This window comes from Nonomuraea rosea, assembly GCF_039539705.1.
GTDB lineage: Bacteria > Actinomycetota > Actinomycetes > Streptosporangiales > Streptosporangiaceae > Nonomuraea > Nonomuraea rosea.
Genome location: NZ_BAABDQ010000006.1, coordinates 312,673 through 331,607 on the forward strand (window position 1 = coordinate 312,673; position 18,935 = coordinate 331,607).

The 18,935-nt window shown below is 70.5% G+C and carries 19 protein-coding genes and 1 pseudogene; 12 read left to right on the forward strand and 8 right to left on the reverse strand.

Annotation, left to right across the window (positions count from 1 at the left end; all coding sequences use genetic code 11):
- Positions 1 to 169 precede the first annotated feature (169 nt).
- Complete coding sequence (locus ABEA43_RS17945) at positions 170 to 985, reverse strand: SAM-dependent methyltransferase (RefSeq protein WP_345563126.1); 816 nt, start codon at positions 983 to 985, stop codon at positions 170 to 172.
- 88 nt (positions 986 to 1,073) lie between these two features.
- A complete protein-coding gene (locus ABEA43_RS17950; RefSeq protein WP_345563128.1) occupies positions 1,074 to 2,159 on the reverse strand; it encodes an acyltransferase family protein in 1,086 nt (361 codons plus the stop codon).
- Positions 2,160 to 2,319: 160 nt separating this feature from the next.
- Between ABEA43_RS17950 and ABEA43_RS17955 the strand changes: the two genes are divergently transcribed.
- A complete protein-coding gene (locus tag ABEA43_RS17955) occupies positions 2,320 to 2,664 on the forward strand; it encodes a PRC-barrel domain containing protein (protein ID WP_345563129.1) in 345 nt (114 codons plus the stop codon).
- Between the two features lie 67 nt (positions 2,665 to 2,731).
- Here the strand turns inward: ABEA43_RS17955 and ABEA43_RS17960 are convergent, their stop codons facing one another.
- On the reverse strand, positions 2,732 to 3,328 hold the full coding sequence (locus tag ABEA43_RS17960; RefSeq protein ID WP_345563130.1) for a nucleotidyltransferase: 597 nt from the start codon (positions 3,326 to 3,328) through the stop codon (positions 2,732 to 2,734).
- Between the two features lie 101 nt (positions 3,329 to 3,429).
- Here ABEA43_RS17960 and ABEA43_RS17965 point away from each other — a divergent pair, with 101 nt between their 5' ends.
- The 3 genes from ABEA43_RS17965 (at position 3,430) to ABEA43_RS17975 (ending at position 6,073) form a co-directional block, all read left to right on the forward strand.
- Positions 3,430 to 3,924 (forward strand): DUF1360 domain-containing protein, encoded by a 495-nt coding sequence (locus tag ABEA43_RS17965; protein WP_345563131.1) that lies wholly within the window; start codon positions 3,430 to 3,432, stop codon positions 3,922 to 3,924.
- 84 nt (positions 3,925 to 4,008) lie between these two features.
- Positions 4,009 to 4,158 (forward strand): GPGG-motif small membrane protein, encoded by a 150-nt coding sequence (locus ABEA43_RS17970; protein WP_165959640.1) that lies wholly within the window; start codon positions 4,009 to 4,011, stop codon positions 4,156 to 4,158.
- 133 nt (positions 4,159 to 4,291) lie between these two features.
- Positions 4,292 to 6,073 carry a PP2C family protein-serine/threonine phosphatase gene (locus tag ABEA43_RS17975; protein ID WP_345563132.1) on the forward strand — a complete coding sequence of 594 codons (1,782 nt, stop codon included), beginning with the start codon at positions 4,292 to 4,294 and terminating at the stop codon, positions 6,071 to 6,073.
- Between the two features lie 24 nt (positions 6,074 to 6,097).
- On the opposite strand, the gene ABEA43_RS17980 is transcribed toward ABEA43_RS17975, so the two are convergent.
- Genes ABEA43_RS17980 through ABEA43_RS17990 form a run of 3 tightly spaced genes read right to left on the reverse strand, consistent with a single transcriptional unit; the run spans position 6,098 to position 8,147 of the window.
- On the reverse strand, positions 6,098 to 6,844 hold the full coding sequence (locus tag ABEA43_RS17980) for a metallophosphoesterase family protein (protein WP_345563133.1): 747 nt from the start codon (positions 6,842 to 6,844) through the stop codon (positions 6,098 to 6,100).
- On the reverse strand, positions 6,837 to 7,085 hold the full coding sequence (locus ABEA43_RS17985; protein ID WP_345563134.1) for a BON domain-containing protein: 249 nt from the start codon (positions 7,083 to 7,085) through the stop codon (positions 6,837 to 6,839). Before ABEA43_RS17985 ends, ABEA43_RS17980 begins: the two co-directional genes overlap by 8 nt.
- Before the next feature lie 48 nt (positions 7,086 to 7,133).
- Positions 7,134 to 8,147: a DNA topoisomerase IB gene (locus tag ABEA43_RS17990; RefSeq protein WP_345563135.1), complete on the reverse strand. Its 1,014-nt coding sequence runs from the start codon at positions 8,145 to 8,147 to the stop codon at positions 7,134 to 7,136.
- A gap of 55 nt (positions 8,148 to 8,202) precedes the next feature.
- On the opposite strand from ABEA43_RS17990, the gene ABEA43_RS17995 reads away from it, so the two are divergent.
- The 3 genes from ABEA43_RS17995 to ABEA43_RS18005 all read left to right on the forward strand — a co-directional run bounded on the left by ABEA43_RS17995 (position 8,203) and on the right by ABEA43_RS18005 (position 11,472).
- Positions 8,203 to 8,460 carry a hypothetical protein gene (locus ABEA43_RS17995; protein WP_345563136.1) on the forward strand — a complete coding sequence of 86 codons (258 nt, stop codon included), beginning with the start codon at positions 8,203 to 8,205 and terminating at the stop codon, positions 8,458 to 8,460.
- Positions 8,461 to 8,467: 7 nt separating this feature from the next.
- Positions 8,468 to 9,478, forward strand: a complete 1,011-nt coding sequence (locus tag ABEA43_RS18000) for an SDR family oxidoreductase (protein ID WP_345563137.1) — start codon at positions 8,468 to 8,470, stop codon at positions 9,476 to 9,478.
- A 164-nt stretch (positions 9,479 to 9,642) separates the two neighbouring features.
- Complete coding sequence (locus ABEA43_RS18005) at positions 9,643 to 11,472, forward strand: transketolase (protein WP_345563139.1); 1,830 nt, start codon at positions 9,643 to 9,645, stop codon at positions 11,470 to 11,472.
- 632 nt (positions 11,473 to 12,104) lie between these two features.
- On the opposite strand, the pseudogene ABEA43_RS18010 reads toward ABEA43_RS18005, so the two are convergent.
- Positions 12,105 to 12,482: pseudogene (locus tag ABEA43_RS18010) on the reverse strand (ChaB family protein); the annotation flags it as partial.
- A 13-nt stretch (positions 12,483 to 12,495) separates the two neighbouring features.
- Positions 12,496 to 12,777 (reverse strand): hypothetical protein, encoded by a 282-nt coding sequence (locus ABEA43_RS18015; protein ID WP_345563140.1) that lies wholly within the window; start codon positions 12,775 to 12,777, stop codon positions 12,496 to 12,498.
- A gap of 38 nt (positions 12,778 to 12,815) precedes the next feature.
- Between ABEA43_RS18015 and ABEA43_RS18020 the strand changes: the two genes are divergently transcribed.
- From ABEA43_RS18020 to ABEA43_RS18040, 5 genes are all read left to right on the forward strand, one after another.
- Positions 12,816 to 13,325 (forward strand): shikimate kinase, encoded by a 510-nt coding sequence (locus ABEA43_RS18020; RefSeq protein WP_345563141.1) that lies wholly within the window; start codon positions 12,816 to 12,818, stop codon positions 13,323 to 13,325.
- Between the two features lie 24 nt (positions 13,326 to 13,349).
- Positions 13,350 to 13,904 carry a GNAT family N-acetyltransferase gene (locus ABEA43_RS18025; protein WP_345563142.1) on the forward strand — a complete coding sequence of 185 codons (555 nt, stop codon included), beginning with the start codon at positions 13,350 to 13,352 and terminating at the stop codon, positions 13,902 to 13,904.
- Between the two features lie 106 nt (positions 13,905 to 14,010).
- Positions 14,011 to 17,565: a protein kinase family protein gene (locus ABEA43_RS18030; protein ID WP_345563143.1), complete on the forward strand. Its 3,555-nt coding sequence runs from the start codon at positions 14,011 to 14,013 to the stop codon at positions 17,563 to 17,565.
- Positions 17,566 to 17,620: 55 nt separating this feature from the next.
- Complete coding sequence (locus ABEA43_RS18035; protein ID WP_345563144.1) at positions 17,621 to 18,136, forward strand: sensor histidine kinase; 516 nt, start codon at positions 17,621 to 17,623, stop codon at positions 18,134 to 18,136.
- 133 nt (positions 18,137 to 18,269) lie between these two features.
- Positions 18,270 to 18,929, forward strand: a complete 660-nt coding sequence (locus ABEA43_RS18040; RefSeq protein ID WP_345563146.1) for a hemerythrin domain-containing protein — start codon at positions 18,270 to 18,272, stop codon at positions 18,927 to 18,929.
- Positions 18,930 to 18,935: the final 6 nt, after the last annotated feature.

Sequence of the window (18,935 nt, forward strand, 5' to 3'; positions counted from 1 at the left end):
TAGCGGGCGGGGGGCGGGGAGCAGATCAAGCGACGCGGCATGTCCCCCACCCTAGCGCCACGTCACCATGAGGCTCATCCCGATTTGCGCCGGCGGGGGGCGCACGGCTTGCCGGCGCGGGGGGCGCACGGCTTGCGGGCGCGGGGGGCGCACGGCTTGCGGGCGCGGCTCACGGTTTGCGGGCGACGCCGCCCAGCAGGAGCTCCTCACAGGGCGCGAGAGGGCCGGGGAGCCGCTCGTCGGGATGCCATTCGGGAAAGTGCACGACGCCGGGCGGCACCAGCGCCAGGCCGTCGAAGTACGCCACGATCGAGGGCCGGTCGCGGAAGTAGCCGGTGCCCATGGTGGCCTGCAGCATCGTCTCCAGCGCCTGCGCCTTGGGGCTGGGCGAGGCCAGCATGTTGGAGGCGGCGAGGTAGCTGCCCTGCGGCAGCGCGGACATGTACCGGCGGACCAGCCCGTGCGGGTCCTCGCGGTCGGGGAACAGGTGCAGCAGCCCGACGACCAGCAACGCCGTCGGCTGGCCGGGGTCGATCAGGCGGGTCAGGGACGGGTGGCCGAGCACGGCGGCCACGTCGCGCGCGTCGGCGGTGATGGCGTCGACGTTGGGGTTGCCGCTGAGTATGGCCCGGGCGTGCGGCTCCACCATGGGATCGAGGTCGACGTAGACGACCCTGGACCTGGGGTCGGCGAACTGGGCGACCTCATGGGTGTTCTCGACGGTGGGCAGGCCGGAGCCGAGGTCGATGATCTGCCTGATGCCGGCCTCGCGGACCAGGAAGTCGACGACCCGGCCGATGAAGGCGCGGTTGCACCAGACGAGGTCCACCACCTCGGGCACCGCGTCCCTCAGCTTGCGGGCCACCGAGCGGTCGGCGGCGAAGTTCTCCACACCGCCGAGCAGGGCGTCGTGTACGCGGGCCACGCTGGGCTGTTCCGGATCGACTCCGGGCGGAGCCCATTCGGGCTCTCCGCTGAGACTCATCGGCCCCCTCCCACACTCCGTGACGGGGATCGTATCCGCACCTGGAGCCCTGACACCCAACTGGCCGTCGTTTGTCAGAAGAGTCAGATCAGACAGTCGGACGTGCCGCGACGAGCACGACCGGCGCGGGAACGGCCGGGCGGGCGGACAGCAGACGCTTGATCCTGGGTGCGAGCGGCCGCTCCACGAACCGGTGCACCAGGTACGCCGCCCCCAGCATGACCAGGATCAGAGCGACCAGGAGCACGTACTTGTTCACCGCCACGCCCAGCCGGTCGAACACCACGAACCCGATGTGCGCGTGCAGCAGGTAGAGCGGGTACGTGAGCGCGCCGGCCGTCACCAGCCACGGCCTGGCCAGCCGCCGGGTGGCGCGCAGGGCCACGAGCGTCATGATCAGGAAAATGCCTGCGACCACGGCGGTGATGACGGCGGGTGAGTACGACACGCCGTACCGTTCGCCGACCGCGTCGGCGTACCCGATGGCGCGGAAGACCGCGTTGCCCAGGCAGACCGGCACCAGGACCGCGAGCTGCGTGGTCAGCCCGAACCTGTAGACCATGAACAGGGCCATCCCGGCGATGAAGTAGTGCGAGAACTCCGACTGCACGATGAGGTCGGCGAACCCCGGCAGCACCCCCGCCTCGACCGCGAACGTCAGCCCCAGCCAGCCCCACATCCCCGCCATGAGCCGGCCCTGCGTCATCCCGATCCAGGTGAACAGCAGGATGACGAAGTAGAAGCGCATCTCGACCCAGAGCGTCCAGTAGACGACGTCCACGTTCGCGATGTCGGGCACCGACTGGAACATCGTCAGGTTGGCCAGCACCTGCGGCAGCGACACCTGGAACAGGCTCTGCCCCAGCGTCAGGGTGACCACGGTGGTGACGGCGATGCCCACCCAGTACGCGGGGTAGAGCCGCACGACCCGCGAGACCAGGAACGAGCGCGAGCTCCTGCCCCACGCGCTCATCAGCACCACGAATCCGCTGATCAGGAAGAACAGGTCCACACCCAGGTAGCCGTATTTGGACCAGGCGCTCTCCTCGGCGAAGACGACCGGGCTGTGGCCGCCGGCTGGGCCGGAGAAGGTGTAGTGGAAGAGGACGACGCACAGGGCCGCCAGCAGCCGGAGCCCGTCGATGTCGTAGAGCCGATCTGAGCTGGTTCTCATGGTTGCGCCCTCTCCTGTTGTGGTGAGGGTCGCTCCGCCCGCTTGCTGGAGAATTGAAGGCCACCTGCCTGCAAGCGCTTTGCAAGGCGTTTAACGGGATTTATCCGGGTAGCGAAGGCTTTGCCCGAGAAAAGACGGAAGAAGAGAGGAAGAGAGCCCTATGGAGCTCTGGGACTATCGGCCTGACGTCTATGACCGCGGCAAGAGCCTGGACCTCGTGGGATACCACGTACAGGCCACCGACGGGAAGATCGGGTCCATCGACGAGGCGACGTATCAGGTCGGCGAGAGCTACGTGATCGTCGACACCGGTCCTTGGATCTTCGGCAAAAAGGTCTTGCTCCCGGCACAGGTCATCACGAGCATCGACCCTCAGGAGCGGAACGTTTTCGTTTCGCGCACCAAGGCCGAGATCAAGGACGCGCCTGAGTTCGATGCGGGCACGTTCAAGGAACCCGAGTACCGATCGAGAATCGGCGATTACTACGGCCGGTTCCCCGGGTAACTCCGTGCCATGAAGAAGGGCCGCGCCTCAGGGCGCGGCCCTTCGCCTTGTTCAGGAAGAGGAACGATCAGGGCCACTTGGCGTCGCCGGACGGCTCGACCGGGCCGCTGAGCACGCCCAGCCGTTCAAGCAGGGTGATGAACGTGGACGCGTAGGGCGAATCCGCGACCACGGCGGCCACCCGGGGCCAGTCCACCTGCTCGCGCAGCGCGCGTACCTGCGCCAGCAGCGCACCGTAGTCGCAGGCGTGCTCCGACAGCGGCAGCAGCCACGAGATGACCAGGTCGGTGGCCTCCAGCACGGGCACGATCACCGCGGACGCCTTCAGCGGCTCTGCCCGGTCGAGCAGCTCGTCGGTGATCGCCAGGTCGGACACCCGGAAGATCAGGTCCACCAGCCGGCCCTCGTCGTACGCCTTGACCAGCCAGTCCTCCGGCGGCTTGGCCGTCTGGAAGCCCAGGCCGCGCAGCGCCTCCAGCGCGGCGGGCACGTCGTGCTCCGTGAGCACGAAGTCCACGTCGTGCAGCGAGGGCGCGGCGCCTCTCGCGTACGCCGCACACCCTCCGGCCAGCGCGAACTTCACCCCGGCGTCCTTCAGCCCGGAGCTGGCGCGCTTGAGCGTGTCGAGGATGGCGTCGGTGACCGCGTGCCCGTGGCTGCTCATGTGATCGGGCTACCCAAACGATCGTCAACTAGACGTTGGACGCGCTCACGCGCGCGCGGGACGGCGACTACGGGCCGGGCGGGCGGGTAGCGCCAGCCCTTATGACGGAAATCCTCGAGAAGACGGAACAGGCTTACCAAGGCGAGCACAACCGGCCGCTCGGCGGCTACCTCCGGATCCTCGGCGTGTACGGCGGGACGGTGGCCGTGGCGGCCGCCACGGCGGCACTGGCCGGCCGCCGAGTTCCCGACCACGTCGGCGTGCTGGACCTGCTGCTCATGGCGGCGTGCACGCACAAGGCGTCCCGGCTGCTGGCCAAGGACCCCGTGACCAGCCCGATCCGCGCCCCCTTCACCGAGTACGAGGGCCAGAGCGGGCCGTCGGAGCTGCAGGAGAAGCCGCGCGGCCCGGTGGGCGAGCTGCTCGCCTGCCCGTTCTGCCTGGCGCAGTGGATCGCGACCGGGTACGCCGCCGGGCTGGTGCTCGCACCCCGGTTCACCAGGCTCGCGGGGGCGACGATGACCGCGGTCGCGATCTCCGATTGGCTGCAGCTCGGCTACGCGAAGCTGATGAAGTCGGCCGACGAGGCGAAATAGCGGGGGCCTGCATAGTTCTTTCCCTCGACGTTATTGCGGGGAAAAAGATGTTATGCAGGGACGAGTGAGGGCAGTTGCAGTCCCATGGCTACTTTGCTCTGGATCATCGCCGTTATTCTCGTCATCTCCGGGATCTACGTGATTCTGGCCAGGCGCGACCTTCTTTGGGGGATCGTGCTGATCGTCCTCGGTTTCCTCGTCGGGCCGGGTGGGGTCAGCATCTTCAATGTCTAGGGGCGCATGTCGCCCACGTCCCCGTCCATATCACCGCTGGGCCGATCCCCGAGAACGGTCCAGCGGTCCTCTAGTTTTGCCGAAATATCGGTAGCTCCGCTCTCATGACCAACTCTTCGGGCATGAGGAGCGTGTGAGCAAATATCCGCCATTCAGTCGCTACGAGACCGGGGCGGCCTCGGCACGGGTGCGGGAACAGCTCGTTCGGCTGCGGCACCACATGCGTGGCGAGGCCATCCTCGACGAGGCCACCGCCCGGCTCGCGACCAAGCTCGGCATCAGACCGGGCGAGGCGGCCGAGCAGCTCGCCCGGATGGCCCAGCACAGCGGGCTCGACCTGGTCGAGGTGGCCAGAGGCGTCGAACGCCCGGCCGATGAGGATGCCGGGCCGCTCGACGTGCCCGTCTGGGTGCGGGGCATGCTGGAGGCCGTACACGCTTCGGCCCTCTACCTGAGCCCCGTCAAGGACACCGGCGGCCGCGTCGTGGACTTCCTGATCCTGGCCGCCAACCGGCATGCCAGGACCGTCGCCGGCCGCACGGCGGCCGAGCTGGCCGGGCGCCGCCTGATGGCGGCCAGCCCAGGCGTGGCGAGCTCCGGCCTGCTCGACGACTACATCACCGTCTACGAGACCGGCGAGCCCGTGCATCGGGAGCCGCTGGAGTTCGTGGAGGTCATGGACTACCTGATGTGGCCGGCCACGCTGAGCGTGCGCGCGGCGCGGGTGGACGACGGGCTGCTGGTGAGCTGGCGGACGCTCGACGACGAGGAGCTGCTCGTCTCCGGCTGGGAACGCGCCCAGCGCCTGGCCGAGCTGGGCTGGGGCGAGTGGAACCTGGCCACCGAGCGCATCCTGTGGACGCCGCAGATGTATGAGATGTTCGGCCGCGGCCGTGACGACAGCCCGATGAGCCTGGAGGACCTGCCCGGCGTGGTGGTGCCGGACGACCTGCCGATCGTCGAGGACCAGATGCGCTCGCTGCTGGAGTTCAGGGAGGCGGTCGAGAGCGAGTTCAGGATCCAGCACCGGCACGGGGTGCGGCATCTCAGCATGTTCAGCGAGCCGATACTCGACCGGGACGGCGTGCCGGTCAAGGTGCGCTGCCTCGTCCAGGACGTGACGCGGAACCGGCGCAGGGAGCGGGCCCTGGCCGTGGCGCACGAGCAGGCCAGCAGGCAGCGGGAGCGGGCCGAGGAGGAGCACCGGATCACCGTCCAGCTCCAGGACTCGATCCTGCCGATGCGCCGCGGCCTCATGCAGCTCCCCGGGCTGAGCGTCGGAGTCCGCTACCTGCCCGGTGAGGAGCTGGCCCGTCTCGGCGGCGACTGGTGGAAGGCCCGCCACATCCCTGACGGCCGGGTGCTGCTCGCGATCGGCGACGCGATGGGCCACGGGCTGACCGCGGCGGGCATCATGCTCCAGATGCGCTCAGGGCTGGCCGGGCTGGCCTACACAGGAGCGTCCGCCGACCAGCTCACCACCTGGCTGAACGACCTCATCGTGCACTCCAACGAGGGCGTCACGGTGACGGGGACCGCCGTCATCGGCCATTTCGACCCGGAGACGCGCACGTTCGCCTGGACCAACGCCGGCCACCCCGCCCCCGTGCTGATCAGGGACGGGCACGCCGAGCTGGTGAACACGGTGCCGGGCATGATGCTGGGGGCGTTCGACGCGACCGAGTACGGCATGAACACCACGCAGCTCCAGGCCGGCGACACCCTCGTGCTCTACACCGACGGGGTCGTCGAGCGGCGCGGGCGCGACCTCGACGCCGGGCTGAACGCCCTGGTCCGATCGGCGCGCAACTGCGTCACCGACGACCCGGAGGTCACGATCGACTGCCTGCTCCAGCGGATGGGGGGCGACCAGTCCGAGGACGACGTCTGCGTCATAGCCGCCAGAGTGCTCTAGACGGGGTGCTCTAGACAGGGTGCTCTAGAGCTGCCCGTCAAGTGCGTGCTCGCGGCCGTTCATGCAGTAGACGCCGTACGCCTTGCCCAGCACCGGCAGCGCCACGTTACGCACCCTGATGCCGCCCGGCGTCATGCCCTTCTCGCTGCCCTTGTGGGCGTGCCCGTGCAGGATCAGGTCGGCGCCGGCCGTGTCGACGGCCTCGGCCAGCAGGTAGCTGCCCAGGAAGGGGTAGATCTCGTGCGGCTCCCCCTCCAGCGTCTCCTTGATCGGCGAGTAGTGCGACAGCACCACGCGCTCGTCCGCCACGATCTCCTTCAGCGCGACCTTCCACGCCTCGGCGATGGTGCGGGTGTGGGAGACGAAGTTCTTGATCTCGCGCTCGCCGAACTCGCTCGCGCACTTGCCGGCGAAACCGCCGCCGAATCCCTTGCCGCCGACCACGCCGAGTTTCATGTCGCCGCACTCGATGACGACCCCGTCGTCGTCCAGCACGACGACGCCGGCGTCACGGAGCTCGCCGGCGATCTCGTACTGCAGGTCGGAGTGATAGTCGTGGTTGCCGAGCACCGCGACGACCGGGATGGGCAGGCCGCGCAGCTCGTCGGCCACCAGCCGTCCCTCCTCCAGCGTGCCATGCCTGGTCAGATCGCCCGCCAGCATGAACACGTCCGCGCGGTCCTCGATGCCCTCTAGTCTTCGCCGGTATTGGCCTCGGACGTCCTCGCCCAGATGGATGTCGCCTACGGCCGCGATGCGCAGGTCAGTCAAGATGCTCGTCCTCTCCCGGCTCGGTGACCTCCACGACGTTGATCTCGTTGTGCAGGTGAAGCTCGGGCGCGGCTTCGTGCGCCACTTGGCCGAGTCTTTCGCGCTGCTCGGCCCCGCTCACCTGACCACGCAGAAAGAGCTGGTCGCCGCGGATGTCGACGCGGATCCCCAGCTCGTGCGTGCGTATGTCTTCGGCCATGGCCTGCTGGACACGGGCCGCGATGTACTGCGGAGCTTCCATTGTTTCCTCCTTTCTTCTCCTGTCGGCGCATGCCCAGGGATGAACAGCTCAAACAGCACGAATCAGCCTGATAACCGCCCGCTCTACCGTTCCGGCTGTCGCAAGCTGCCCGAAATCGGCGTCCGCTCCGAGCTCGGTCAGGGCGGCCGCGATGGTCTTCTCCTGGTCGTACGCCTCGACGACGCGCGGGTCCACGTACGACGCCCTGGCCACGGTCGGGGTGTTGCCCAGATACTCGGCGACCTCGCGCATCACGCGGGTGACCGCGCGCTGTCTCTTCGCCTGACCGCCGGCGCCCGCGGGCTTGGACACCGCCAGGCCCACGGCGGCGAGCACGGTGGCGTGCCAGGTGCGGAAGTCCTTGGCCGTCACCTCGTACCCGATGATCTCCCGGAGGTAGTCGTTGATGTCCTCGCTCCTGATGTCGCTCCAGCCGCCTTTTCGCCGGTAGCGCAGCAGCTCGCCCTCCTCACCGAGGGCCTTGAGCGACCTGAGCACCTTGCACGCCCCGGGATCGGCCACCTCGACCTCCCGCGCGATGTCGCCCTTGGCCGGGTAGGAGCAGGTGATGGTCCCGTTCGAGCAAGTGACGTGCTCCATCCTGAGCGTGGCCAGCCCGTAGGAGTCGTAGCTCTCTCCGCCGATGCGGAAGAAGCCGATGTCGAGCAGGCGGGCGGCAGCGGCCAGCACCCGCTGCCTGGTCAGGCCGCGTCCGCCGAGCTGGTCGTCCACGGTCTTCCTGAACGCCGGCAGCCGCTCGGCCACCTCCAGCACCCGGTCGAACTTCGCACGGTCCTGCTGTTCGCGCCACACGTCGTGGTAGCGGTACTGCCTGCGCCCGGCCGCGTCCGTGCCCACGGCCTGCAGATGGCCCCGCGGTGACGGGCAGATCCACACGTCGTTCCAGGCCGGTGGGATGGCCAGGGCCTTGATCCGGTCCAGCAGGGCGCGGTCGCGCACGGGTGCGCCGTCCGGCCCCTGGTAGCTGAAGCCGCGCCCGTGCCGTCGCCGGACGATCCCCGGCTCTCTCTGGTCACTGGTATGCAGCTTCGCCTCAGGCACGAGGCCCGCGCTACCCGGAGCGTTAGGCGGCAAACGGGACGGGCAGGTGAGCGGCATGGCTGATAACGGAAAGTGGCATGAGGAAAGGTCCAGCAGGGGCCACCCCATGGTGCCCGCCACCCCGCGCGACGTGGTGCACATCAGGGTGGGGTCGTTCATGCTGATATTCCTGTTCGCGTTCGCGGTGCTGGGCATCATCGCGCACGCCCCGGTGATGACGGGCATCGCCGTCGTCCTGGCGATCGTCGCGGTGGTCGACATCGTCCTGGCGGTACGGCGGCAGAAGAGCCGGCGAGACGGAGAGGCGGGCTGATTTCGACATGGCACCACTTCGAGGGCGAGTAGTGGTGGTGACGGGCGCGAGCGGCGGCGTCGGGCGAGCGGTCGTCCGCGAGCTCGGAGCCCGTGGGGCCAAGGTGGCCCTGATAGCGCGCGGGACGGCCGGGCTCGGGGCGGCGGCCGTGGACGTGGGGGTGGAGGGCGGCAGCGGGCAGGTCTACGAGGCCGACGTCGCCGACTACGACCAGCTGCGGCAGGCCGCGGAGCGCATAGAGGCGGAAATGGGGCCGATCGCGGTATGGATTAACACTGCCTTTTCCTCCGTGTTCGCAAAATTTGCCGACATTTCAGTAGATGAATATCAACGCACCACTGAGGTGACTTACCTGGGATATGTCTGGGGCACCAAGGTGGCGCTGGACCTCATGGGGCCGCGGAACGCCGGCGCGATCGTCCAGACGGGCTCGGCCCTGTCACAGCGGGGCATCCCGCTGCAGTCGGCGTACTGCGGCGCCAAGCACGCGATCAAGGGCTTCACGGAGTCGCTGCGGACCGAGCTGCTGGCCGACCACAGCGGCATCCACGTCACGCTCGTCCAGCTCCCCGCCGTCAACACTCCTCAGTTCGACTGGGTCCTGTCCAAGCTCCGCCGCCACCCGCAGCCGGTCCCGCCGATCTACCAGCCGGAGGTCGCGGCCAGGGCGATCGTGTACGCGGCCGAGCACCCGGAACGCAAGGAGTACTGGGTGGGGACCAGCACGGTGGCCACCCTCCTCGCGCAGCGCGTCGCCCCCGCTCTGGTGGACCGCTACCTGGCCAGGACGGGCACGTCGTCCCAGCTCACCGACGAGAAGCCGCCGAGCGGCGTGGCGAACCTGTGGAAGCCGGCCGACGAGTCCACGGACTACGGCGCGCATGGCTCGTTCGACAGCCGTTCCCATGCTCGCAGCCCCCAGGTCTGGCTGTCGCAGCACCGCGTCCCGGCGTTCCTCACGCTGGCGGGAGGCGTGGCCGCGGCCGCCGTCGCCGCCCTGCGCCGCCGCAAGCGCTGACCGCCGCGCTCCCCCGCGGCCGTCAGCGCCTTCAGCGCCTTCAGCGCTTTAGCGCCCTTAGCGCCGGCCCGCCGGTTTGCGCGCCGCCGCCGCCCCGCGTCGCGGGACGGCGGCGTCAAGCGGGCCAGGCGGGGTAGGCGGCATAACACGTCTTCCAGGAGGTCATGATGCCCGAGCGCGATCTTCAATACCTGGCCGAACTGGCTGCCCAGCTACGTGTCGACTCCGTGCGGGCCGCCGCGGAAGCCGGCTCCGGCCATCCGACCTCGTCCATGTCCGCCGCGGATCTGATGGCCGTGCTGTTCGCCTGTCATCTGCGCTACGACTTCGATCATCCGGACAATCCAGGCAACGACCAGCTGATCTTCTCCAAGGGCCACGCCTCACCGCTGCTCTACGCGCTCTACAAGGCGGCAGGGGCGGTCGATGACGAGGAGCTGCTGTCGTTCCGCCGGCGCGGGAGCCGGCTCGAAGGGCATCCGACGCCCCGGCTGCCGTGGGTGGACGTGGCCACCGGCTCGCTGGGACAGGGACTGCCGGTCGGGGTCGGGGTGGCCATGGCCGGGCGGCTGGACCGGCTGCCGTACCGGGTGTGGGTGTTGTGCGGGGACAGCGAGCTGGCCGAGGGGTCCATCTGGGAGGCGGCCGAGCACGCGGGGTCCGAAGGGCTGGCCAATCTGATCGCCATCGTGGACGTGAACAGGCTCGGGCAGCGCGGGCCGACCCGGCACGGATGGGACACCGGCGCCTACGCGCGCAGGTTCGGGGCGTTCGGCTGGCACACGATCGAGATCGACGGGCACGATCCCGGGCAGATCGACTACGCCTTGCAGGACGCGTGCAACACGCGCAGGCGGCCGACCGTGATCCTGGCCAAGACGCGTAAGGGCGAAGGGGTCCTTGAGGTCGAGAACCGCGAGGGGGCCCACGGCAAGGCGCTCAAGGATCCGGACAAGGCGATCGAGGAGCTGGGCGGGCGGCGGAACGTACACGTCGAGGTGCACAAGCCCGAGGAGACGGCTCAGCCGTTCCGGTTCTCCGAGAAGCCGGTGAACCTGCCCTCGTACGAGGTGGGCGAGCAGGTCGCGACGCGGACGGCGTTCGGGGACACGCTGGCGGCGCTCGGCGGGGCCCGCGGCGACATCGTGGTGCTGGACGGCGAGGTGGCCGACTCCACCAAGGCGGCGGCGTTCGAGAAGGAGTTCCCCGAGCGGTTCTTCGAGATGTACATCGCCGAGCAGCAGCTCGTGGCCGCCGCCGTCGGGCTTCAGGTGCGCGGGTGGCGGCCGTACGCGGCCACGTTCGCGGCGTTCCTGACCAGGGCGCACGACTTCATCAGGATGGCCGGCGTGAGCCGGGCCGCCATCCGGCTCGTCGGGTCGCACGCGGGAGTGGCGATCGGCGAGGACGGACCGTCCCAGATGGGGCTGGAGGACCTGGCCATGCTGCGGCCCGTGTACGGCAGCACCGTGCTCTACCCGTGCGACGCGAACCAGGCGGTGGCGCTGACCGCGGCGATGGCCGACCTCGAAGGCGTGTCCTACCTGCGGACCACGCGGGGTGACACGCCGGTGATCTACCCGCCGGGCGAGCGCTTCCCCGTGGGCGGCTCTCGGGTGCTACGGCGCTCGCCCGGCGACCGGGCCACGATCGTGGCGGCCGGCGTGACCGTGCACGAGGCGCTGTCGGCGGCGGACGACCTGGCGGCGGCGGGGATCCCGGTGGGGGTGATCGACCTGTACTCGGTCAAGCCCGTCGATACGGCGGTGCTGACCGAGGCGGCCACCACGACCGGGAACCTGATCACGGTCGAGGACCACCGGCTCGAAGGCGGGCTCGGGGACGCGGTGGCGGACGCCGTCAGCGAGCTCGGGCCCAGGCTGGTGAAGCTGGCGGTGACCGGGCTGCCCGGCTCGGCGACGCCGGAGGAGCAGCTCGCCGACGCGGGCATCGACCGTCACGCCATCGCGGACGCGGTCAAGCGGCTGTTGTGAGCTGGCTGCCCTGATGAACGGCGCCCTCATGAACGGCGCTGACTAACGGGGCCTGGCGTACGAGGAGGGCCGGCGTGTTCCGGCGGGAGTTCACCCGCCGGAACCTGCCGGCCCTCTGGTCAGCCGTTCTACCGTCGGCCCTGCTGTCAGCCCGGCCATCGGCACAGCCGTCAACGTGACTTCGTCGTGGCCCTCGTCTTGGTTTTCGGCATCGCCTTCGGCGTGGGCCTGGACGAGGACTTCACCGCGGCCTTGGTCGTGGGCCTGGACGAGGACTTCACCGCAGCCTTCGTCGTCGGCCTCGACGAGGACTTCGCCGCGGCCTTCGTCGTGGGCCTGGACGTGGTCTTCGCCGCGGCCTTCGTCGTCGGCTTGGACGAGGACTTCGCCATGGCCTTCGGCGCGGACTTCACGGTGGACTTCGCCGTGGGCCTGGACGAGGACTTCGCAGCGGCCTTCGTCGTGGGCCTGGACGTGGTCTTCGCCGCAGCCTTCGTCGACGGCTTGGACGAGGACTTCGCCATGGCCTTCGGCGCGGACTTCACGGTGGACTTCGTCGTCGGCCTCGACGAGGACTTCGCCGCAGCCTTGGTCGACGGCCTCGACGAGGACTTCGCCATGGCCTTCGGCGCGGACTTCGACGTCGCCTTCTTGTTCGCCTTCTTGATGGCGCCCACCAGCTCCTGCTTGGTCATACTCGACCGGCCGGTCACGCCGAGCTCCTTGGCGACCTTCTGCAGGTGTTCCTTGCTGGCGTTGGCGTCCACGCCTTGGGCCGTCCTGCCGGAGCGGTCCATGGCGCCCTTGTCCGACGGGCCCTTCGCCTGCTTCGACTCCCAGTGGTCGCCGATCTTCTCGAACGAATGCTTGAGCGCGGCGAACGCGGTCATGTGCGCGCGCCGTCCCTCGCCGTACTCCTTGACGGCGGAGTCGTGCGCCTTGATCCACGTGTTCTGTGCCTTCTTCGGCGAACGCATGATGGTCGACGGCAGCTCTTTAACGGCTGGCATGTCGATTCACCTCCTACAGCGGTGGTTCGTCGTAATGGCGTCGCTCCTCGTACACCGTGGTCCTGCGAGCCTCGGGCTCCTCGTAGATCTCGTGGCGATGCACCGGTTCGTCGATGGGGCCGACTGCCCTGCGTGTGACGGCGATCCGGTAGATGCCGAACAGGAGCCCGGCCAGGCCACCGAGCATGAGGATGACACCGACTACGTTGATGTCGAGGCCGGCGAGGTCGAACTCGACGGCCCAGGTGAGGATCGCACCGAGCATGATGAGGATGATGCTTCCGGCGATGGTCATCAGATTTACCTCCTTGACACGAAGGAACTTCTATCCACATGTCGAAAAACAAACCAGTCGTGGTGATCGGGCTGATGGGCTCGGGCAAGACGACGGCCGGACGGTTGATCGGAACGGCGCTCGAATTGCCGTTCAGCGACAGCGATCCGTTCCTCCAAGCGAAGTACGGCGGCACCGCCGCGCAGCTCGCGGCCCGCGAAGGAGCGGACGCGTTGCACCGGTACGAGGCCGAGCATGTGCTGCAGGAATTGGCCGGGACGCCCAAGGTGATCGCGGCGGCGGCCAGCACCGTTGAGGATCCCCGGGTGCGCGAGGCGCTGCGTGGCGCGTTCGTGGTCTGGGTGGACGCCCCCGACGCGGTGCTGGCCGAGCGGATGAAGTCGAGCGACCACCGTCCCGACTTCGGTCCGGCCGAGATGCGGGCCCGCCGCGAGCCGTACTTCCGTGAGGTGGCGGACCTGATCGCCGACGTCGGCGAGTTGCGGCCCGATCAGGTGCGGGACGCCGTACTGCGGAAAATGGGTTTGCCCGTCCCCGATCAAGCCTGATAGCCAGTGAGGATGCCTAAGGGGATGTTCGCTGAGAAGCCCACGCTGACGGGTGAGCGCGTGACGCTGCGCCCGGCCGGTCCCGAGCACACCGAGGGCCTCTTCGAGTTGATCTCCGACCCGGAGGTGACCCGGCTGACCGGCTCCCACGGCGAGATCGACCGGGAGGCCGCCCGCCAGTGGTACGCCACGAGGGCCGAGCAGGGCGACCGGCTCGATCTGGCGATCATGGCGGACGGCGAATACGTGGGCGAGGTCGTGCTCAACGAGCTCGACAAGCACAACCTCGCCTGCAATCTGCGCATCGCCCTCATCGGGCCGCGGGCCTTCGGGAAGGGGTACGGCAGCGAGGCGATCGAGCTGGTCCTCGACCACGCCTTCGCCACGACGCCGCTGCACCGGATCAGGCTCGGCGTCTACACCTTCAACGAGCGGGCGCGGCACGTCTACAAGAAGATCGGCTTCGTCGAGGAGGGCGTGGAACGCGACGCCCTCCTGTGGGACGGCGAGTGGCACGACTCCGTGCTCATGTCGGTGTTGCGCACGGAATGGCCGGCAAGATCTGGAAGCCTGGCATAATGATCATGACGCATGGGTCCCCCGAGGCGCGCGGGGGACCTGTGGCGTCGTTTCCGACAACCAATGGGCGGTGCCGTGCATCTAAGCATCAGTGACGATGCGCTTGGTGCCCGGTGATCCCGAGAGGCTCGGCAGCTGCTGGCTGTCGGCCCGGCTCGGCGCGGGCGGGCGCGGCGTGGTCTACGACGCCTACGACGACGACGGCCGCCGGTTCGCGGTCACGGTGCCGCGGGGCGAGGTCGGGCGGCGGTTCGAGCGGGTGTCCTGCCGCCATCTGGCCGAGGTGGTCGCCGTCGGCTCCGACAAGGGCATCCCGTACGTCGTGAGCGAATACGTGGCCGGGCCCGACCTGCGCCGCGCGGTCGAGCTGCATGGCGCCTACGCGGACGGCGAGCTGGTCGCGCTGGCGGACGCCCTGGCCGGCGCGCTGGCCGCGTTGCACGAGGCCGGGCTGACCCATCGCGGGCTCAACCCCGAGAGCGTGCTGCTGTCCGCCGACGGGCCCAAGGTGATCGAGCTGGGGCTGCCGTCCGGCGCGGCGATGAGCGGGACGTACACCTATCTCGCTCCCGAAGTGGTCACCGGGCAGGAGCCGGGGGCGGCGGCGGACGTGTTCGCCTGGGGCGCGGTGGTGCTGTTCGCGGCGACGGGCGCCGATCCGTTCTGCGGGGAGAGCCTGGGCGGGGTCATGCACCGGCTGCTGACCGTCGACCCTGATCTGAGCGTGCTGCCGGACGCCCTGCGCGGGCCGGTCGGGCAGGCGCTGGCCAAGGACCCCGCCGGTCGTCCCGCGGCCGACGACCTGCGCACGGATTTGTCCGGGGCCGTCGGAGTACGTCCCCCGGACGGGTACGCCGGGCCGCGGCCGCTGGGCGAGGTGGCCGAGGAGGTCTACCAGTCGCTCACGCCCCGCCAGCAGGAAGAGGTGCCGGGGCTGCTGCTGCGCCTGCTCGACGGCGACAGCCCGCACGACGAGGGCGACGTGCTCGGCCCGCTCATGGACGCCGGTCTCCTCGTACGCCGCAGCGTCCGCGTGCCGCCGGCCGAGACCTCCATCGGCAAGCTCGTCGCGATCAGCGACAACCGGGTGGCCCCGGCCAGCGCCGCGCTCTACCGCGCCTGGCCCCGGCTGCGCGGCTGGGTCGCCGACGAGCGCGACGGCCTGGAGGCGCACCGGGAGATCCGCGAGGCGGCCAGGCGCTGGTCCGAGCACCGGCGCGGCAGGAGCCACCTCTTCCGCGGCCAGGCGCTCGACACGGCGCTCGGCTGGGCCGCGACCAAGCGCCGGCACCTGCGGCTCAACCAGCTCGAACGCGACTTCATCAACGACAGCGTGACCCTGTCCAAGCAGCGCAGGAAGCTGCTCGCCCCCGCTCTGGCCGGGGTGACCGCGGTGCTGGCCGTCGCGGTGACGATGTCCGTCGTCTCCGTGCACGGCCAGAACGACCTGCGCGGCCGGCTCATCGAGGCCGACGCGCGGGCCGTGGCCGCCAGGGCGGAGGCGCTGCGGGCCTCCGATCCGCGTACGGCGATGCGGCTGAGCGTGGCCGCCTGGCGGCTGTCGCCGGTCTTCGAGGCGCGGGCGGCGCTCCAGGCCTCGCTCGTGCAGCCGGAGCTGGGGGTGTTCACCGATCCGGCTCCCGACCAGCTGGCCCGCTACGTGCTGCGCGGGGACGAGCTGGTCAGATGGGGCACCGGTGGCATCACCGTCTGGGACGTGCGCGCGGGGCGGCGGGTGGCCTCGTACACGCTGCCCATGGGGAGCACCGCGTTGAGCGACGACGGCCGGTACGCGGAGGGCTCCGACGGCAGGCCGTTCGACGTGGCCACCGGGCGGGCGCCGATCGGGGGCACGTACGCGATCAGCAGCGGCAACAGGACCAAGGTGTACCGGGGCGGTGAGGTCCTGTTCGACGTCGCCGACCGCAAGGTGGCGATCTCCCCTGACGGCGCGCGGGCGGCCTTCTCCAGCCTGGGCGGGCGGGTCGAGCTGTGGGACGTGGCGGCCGGGCGGGCCAGGACGCGGATCGTCGAGGTGCAGCCGCTCACCGGGGCGGACGCGGCGGCTCCGGATCTGGCCTTCAGCCCCGACGGAGCCATGCTGGCGGTGACCGGACGCGATGGGATCACGCTCGTGGGGGCGCAGGAGCGGGCCGCCCGTACGGACCGTGCGGAGACGCTGGCGGCGGACGCCCCCGCACTGTCCACCACCGACACGCCCACCACCGGCGCGCCCACCGGTGACACGCCCACCGCGACCGAGCCACCGTCCACCGCCGACACGCGCACCGCCGCCGAAGCCCCCGCCGCCGCTGCCTCCGCTACCGCTGCGCCCGCCACCACGTCGCCCACCGCCACTTCGCCCACCGCCGGCAAGACGCCCGCTCACGCTGAGGCGCCCGCGACCGAGGCGACCGACGCGCCCGCGGTCACCGAGCGGCTGAGTGTGCGCGACGATCTGGAGACGGCGGGCGCGCGCGGCGCGGACTCCGGGGAGGGCCTGGCGGCGGGCCATGACGCCTTCGCCGGGCCACCCGTCTTCAGCCCCGACGGCCTCCTGCTCGCCCTCCCCGGCACCGCCGAGGTCCGGGTCTGGAACGTGGCCGAGCGCCGCCTCGCGGGCGTCTACCCGCTCAAGGAGCCGGTGCACGGCCTGGCGTTCTCCGCCGACGGGCGTTCGCTGCGCTACCTGGGCGGCACCGGCTCGGTCGTCTCGCTCGACGTCTCGGGCCTGCCCATCCCGACCGGCGACGGCCGGGTCGCCGCCTTCTCCGGCGACGGGCGGGTGGCGGCCAAGGAGGTCGGCAACACGATCGAGCTCACCGACACCGTCGAGCACAAGAAGCTCGGCCGCATCGCCGCCGCCGGAGACCTGGCCTTCGACGCGGGCGGCGAGCTGCTCGCCGTCGCCGGCGACCCGGTGACCGTGTGGCAGGTGGCGAGCGGCAGGCAGGTGGCCGGCATCGACGCGGGCGGCGACGTGCCCGCCGTGGCGCTCTCCCCCAAGGGCGACGTACTGGCCACCGCGCGCGGGCGGACCCTGGAGACGTGGGACGTGCGCCAGGGGCGGCGCATGAAGGTGTACGAGGGCGCGGGCGACCTGGCCCTGGCCTTCAGCCCGGACGGCTCGACGCTGGCCGCCGGCCCCAACCTGCTCAATCTCGCCACCGGCAAGGTGAGCCCTCTCTCCCTCGCAGCCGCCACGAGCGGACTCACCGGTGGGGAGACGCCCGCACCGACCGCGCTGGCCTTCTCCCCCGACGGGCGCACGCTGGCGTTCGGCCTGGAGGGCGGACAGGTGCTGCTGTGGGACGTGCGCAAGGGGCGGCGGCTCGGCGCGATCACGACGGGCACGGCCCCGGTGGACGAGCTGCGCTTCTCCCCGGACGGTGACCTGCTGACGATCGACGCCGCCCGCACCTCGCTCTGGGACACGAAGGCGCTGCGCGAGGTGGGCCAGCTCGGCTCATGGGCGGCGGGTCCCGCCTTCAGCCAGGACGGCAAGCGGCTGCGCGGGGTGGCGCTGGACGGCAGCGTACGCGAGAGCCCGGTCGATCCGGCCCTGACGGCGCAGGAGGTGTGCGTCAAGGCGGGCGGGGCGCTGAGCCAGGCCGAGTGGACGCGCCTGATCCCGGAGAGCGGCTACCAGGACGTCTGCTGAGCTTGCGCTCCGTCCTCCGCACTGTGGTGATCCCAGCTGGAGTCACGCGAAACTCGTGGACGCGACGGCGGGCGAGGTCGCGCAGACGGCCGGGGTGATCCGGTCGAGCGCCCGGCTGGCGCTGGAGGAGCTGCGGACCGTCATCTCGGTCCTTCGTGATCCCACGCCGCCACCGGCCGGATCACCGTCGGATCTCGGGGCGCTGGTGGAGGAGTCGCGGCGGGCCGGGATGCGGGTCGAGCTGCGCGATCAGGAGGTGTGCCTGTCCGAGGTGCCGGATGCGGTCGGCCGCGCCGCGTACCGGATCGTCCAGGAGGGGCTCACGAACGCGCGCAAGCACGCGCCCGGTCAGCCCGTCACCGTGCTCGTGTCGGGCACGAAAGGGGCCGAGCTGGTGGTCGAGGTGCGCAACCCGCCGCACGGCGGCCCGGCCGCCCTCGCGGCCACCGGGGCGGGGGCGGGGCTGGCCGGGCTGGCGGAGCGGGCGGCGCTGGCCGGTGGCCGGGTGGAGTGCGGGGAGACGGCGGACGGCGGGTTCAAGCTGGCGGCCCGGCTGCCGTGGCCGCGGTGAGGCCGCAGCGAGGGCGCAGTGAGGCTGCAGTGAGGGCGCAGTGAGGGCGCGGTAACAGCTTCTGAACGGCTCGGCCGGTAGGCGGCAAGTCGGCGACCAGAGGACGAAAAGAGGCCGTGCTCATGCTGGGTCCATGAGCACCGTACAGATCCCGGCCGTCGTCGCCCGTAAGGGCGGGGAGCCTGAGCCGGACCTCACCTCCATGTACGTCATCCACCGCGCCATGCTCGCCGACCTGCGCAGGCTCAGCGGGCTGCTCGACGCGGCCACCCCGATGAGCGGCGGCCGGCTGGCGGCGGCGCGGGCGTACTCGGCCTCGATCCTGACCGAGGTGCACCATCACCACGCCAACGAGGACGACCTGTTGTGGCCGGTGATCGCGCAGACGGCCGGGCAGGCCGTGGACCTCGGCCCGTACACCGACGACCACCAGGCGCTCGGCCCCGTGATGGACCGGTGCCGGGCCGCGCTGGACGGCGGCCGGCGCGAGCTCGGCCGGGCGCTGGCCGAGCTGCTCGCCTTCCTCGACGAGCACATCGCCGAGGAGGAGTCCCACCTGTTTCCGATCATTTCCAGGTTCGTCCCCTACGACGCCTATGCGTGGGTGGAGAAGCAGGTGGCCAAGCGGGCGGGGATCGCGCAGCTCACGTTCACCGCGCCGTGGCTGATCCGGTACGCGACCGAGGACGAGGCGGACCGGCTGCTCGCGGGGGCCGGCCGGCCGTTGCGCATCCTCGTCGCCCTCACCAGCCCGTGGTACGCCCGTCGCGAGCGCGCGATCTTCGGCCGCTGAGCGCAC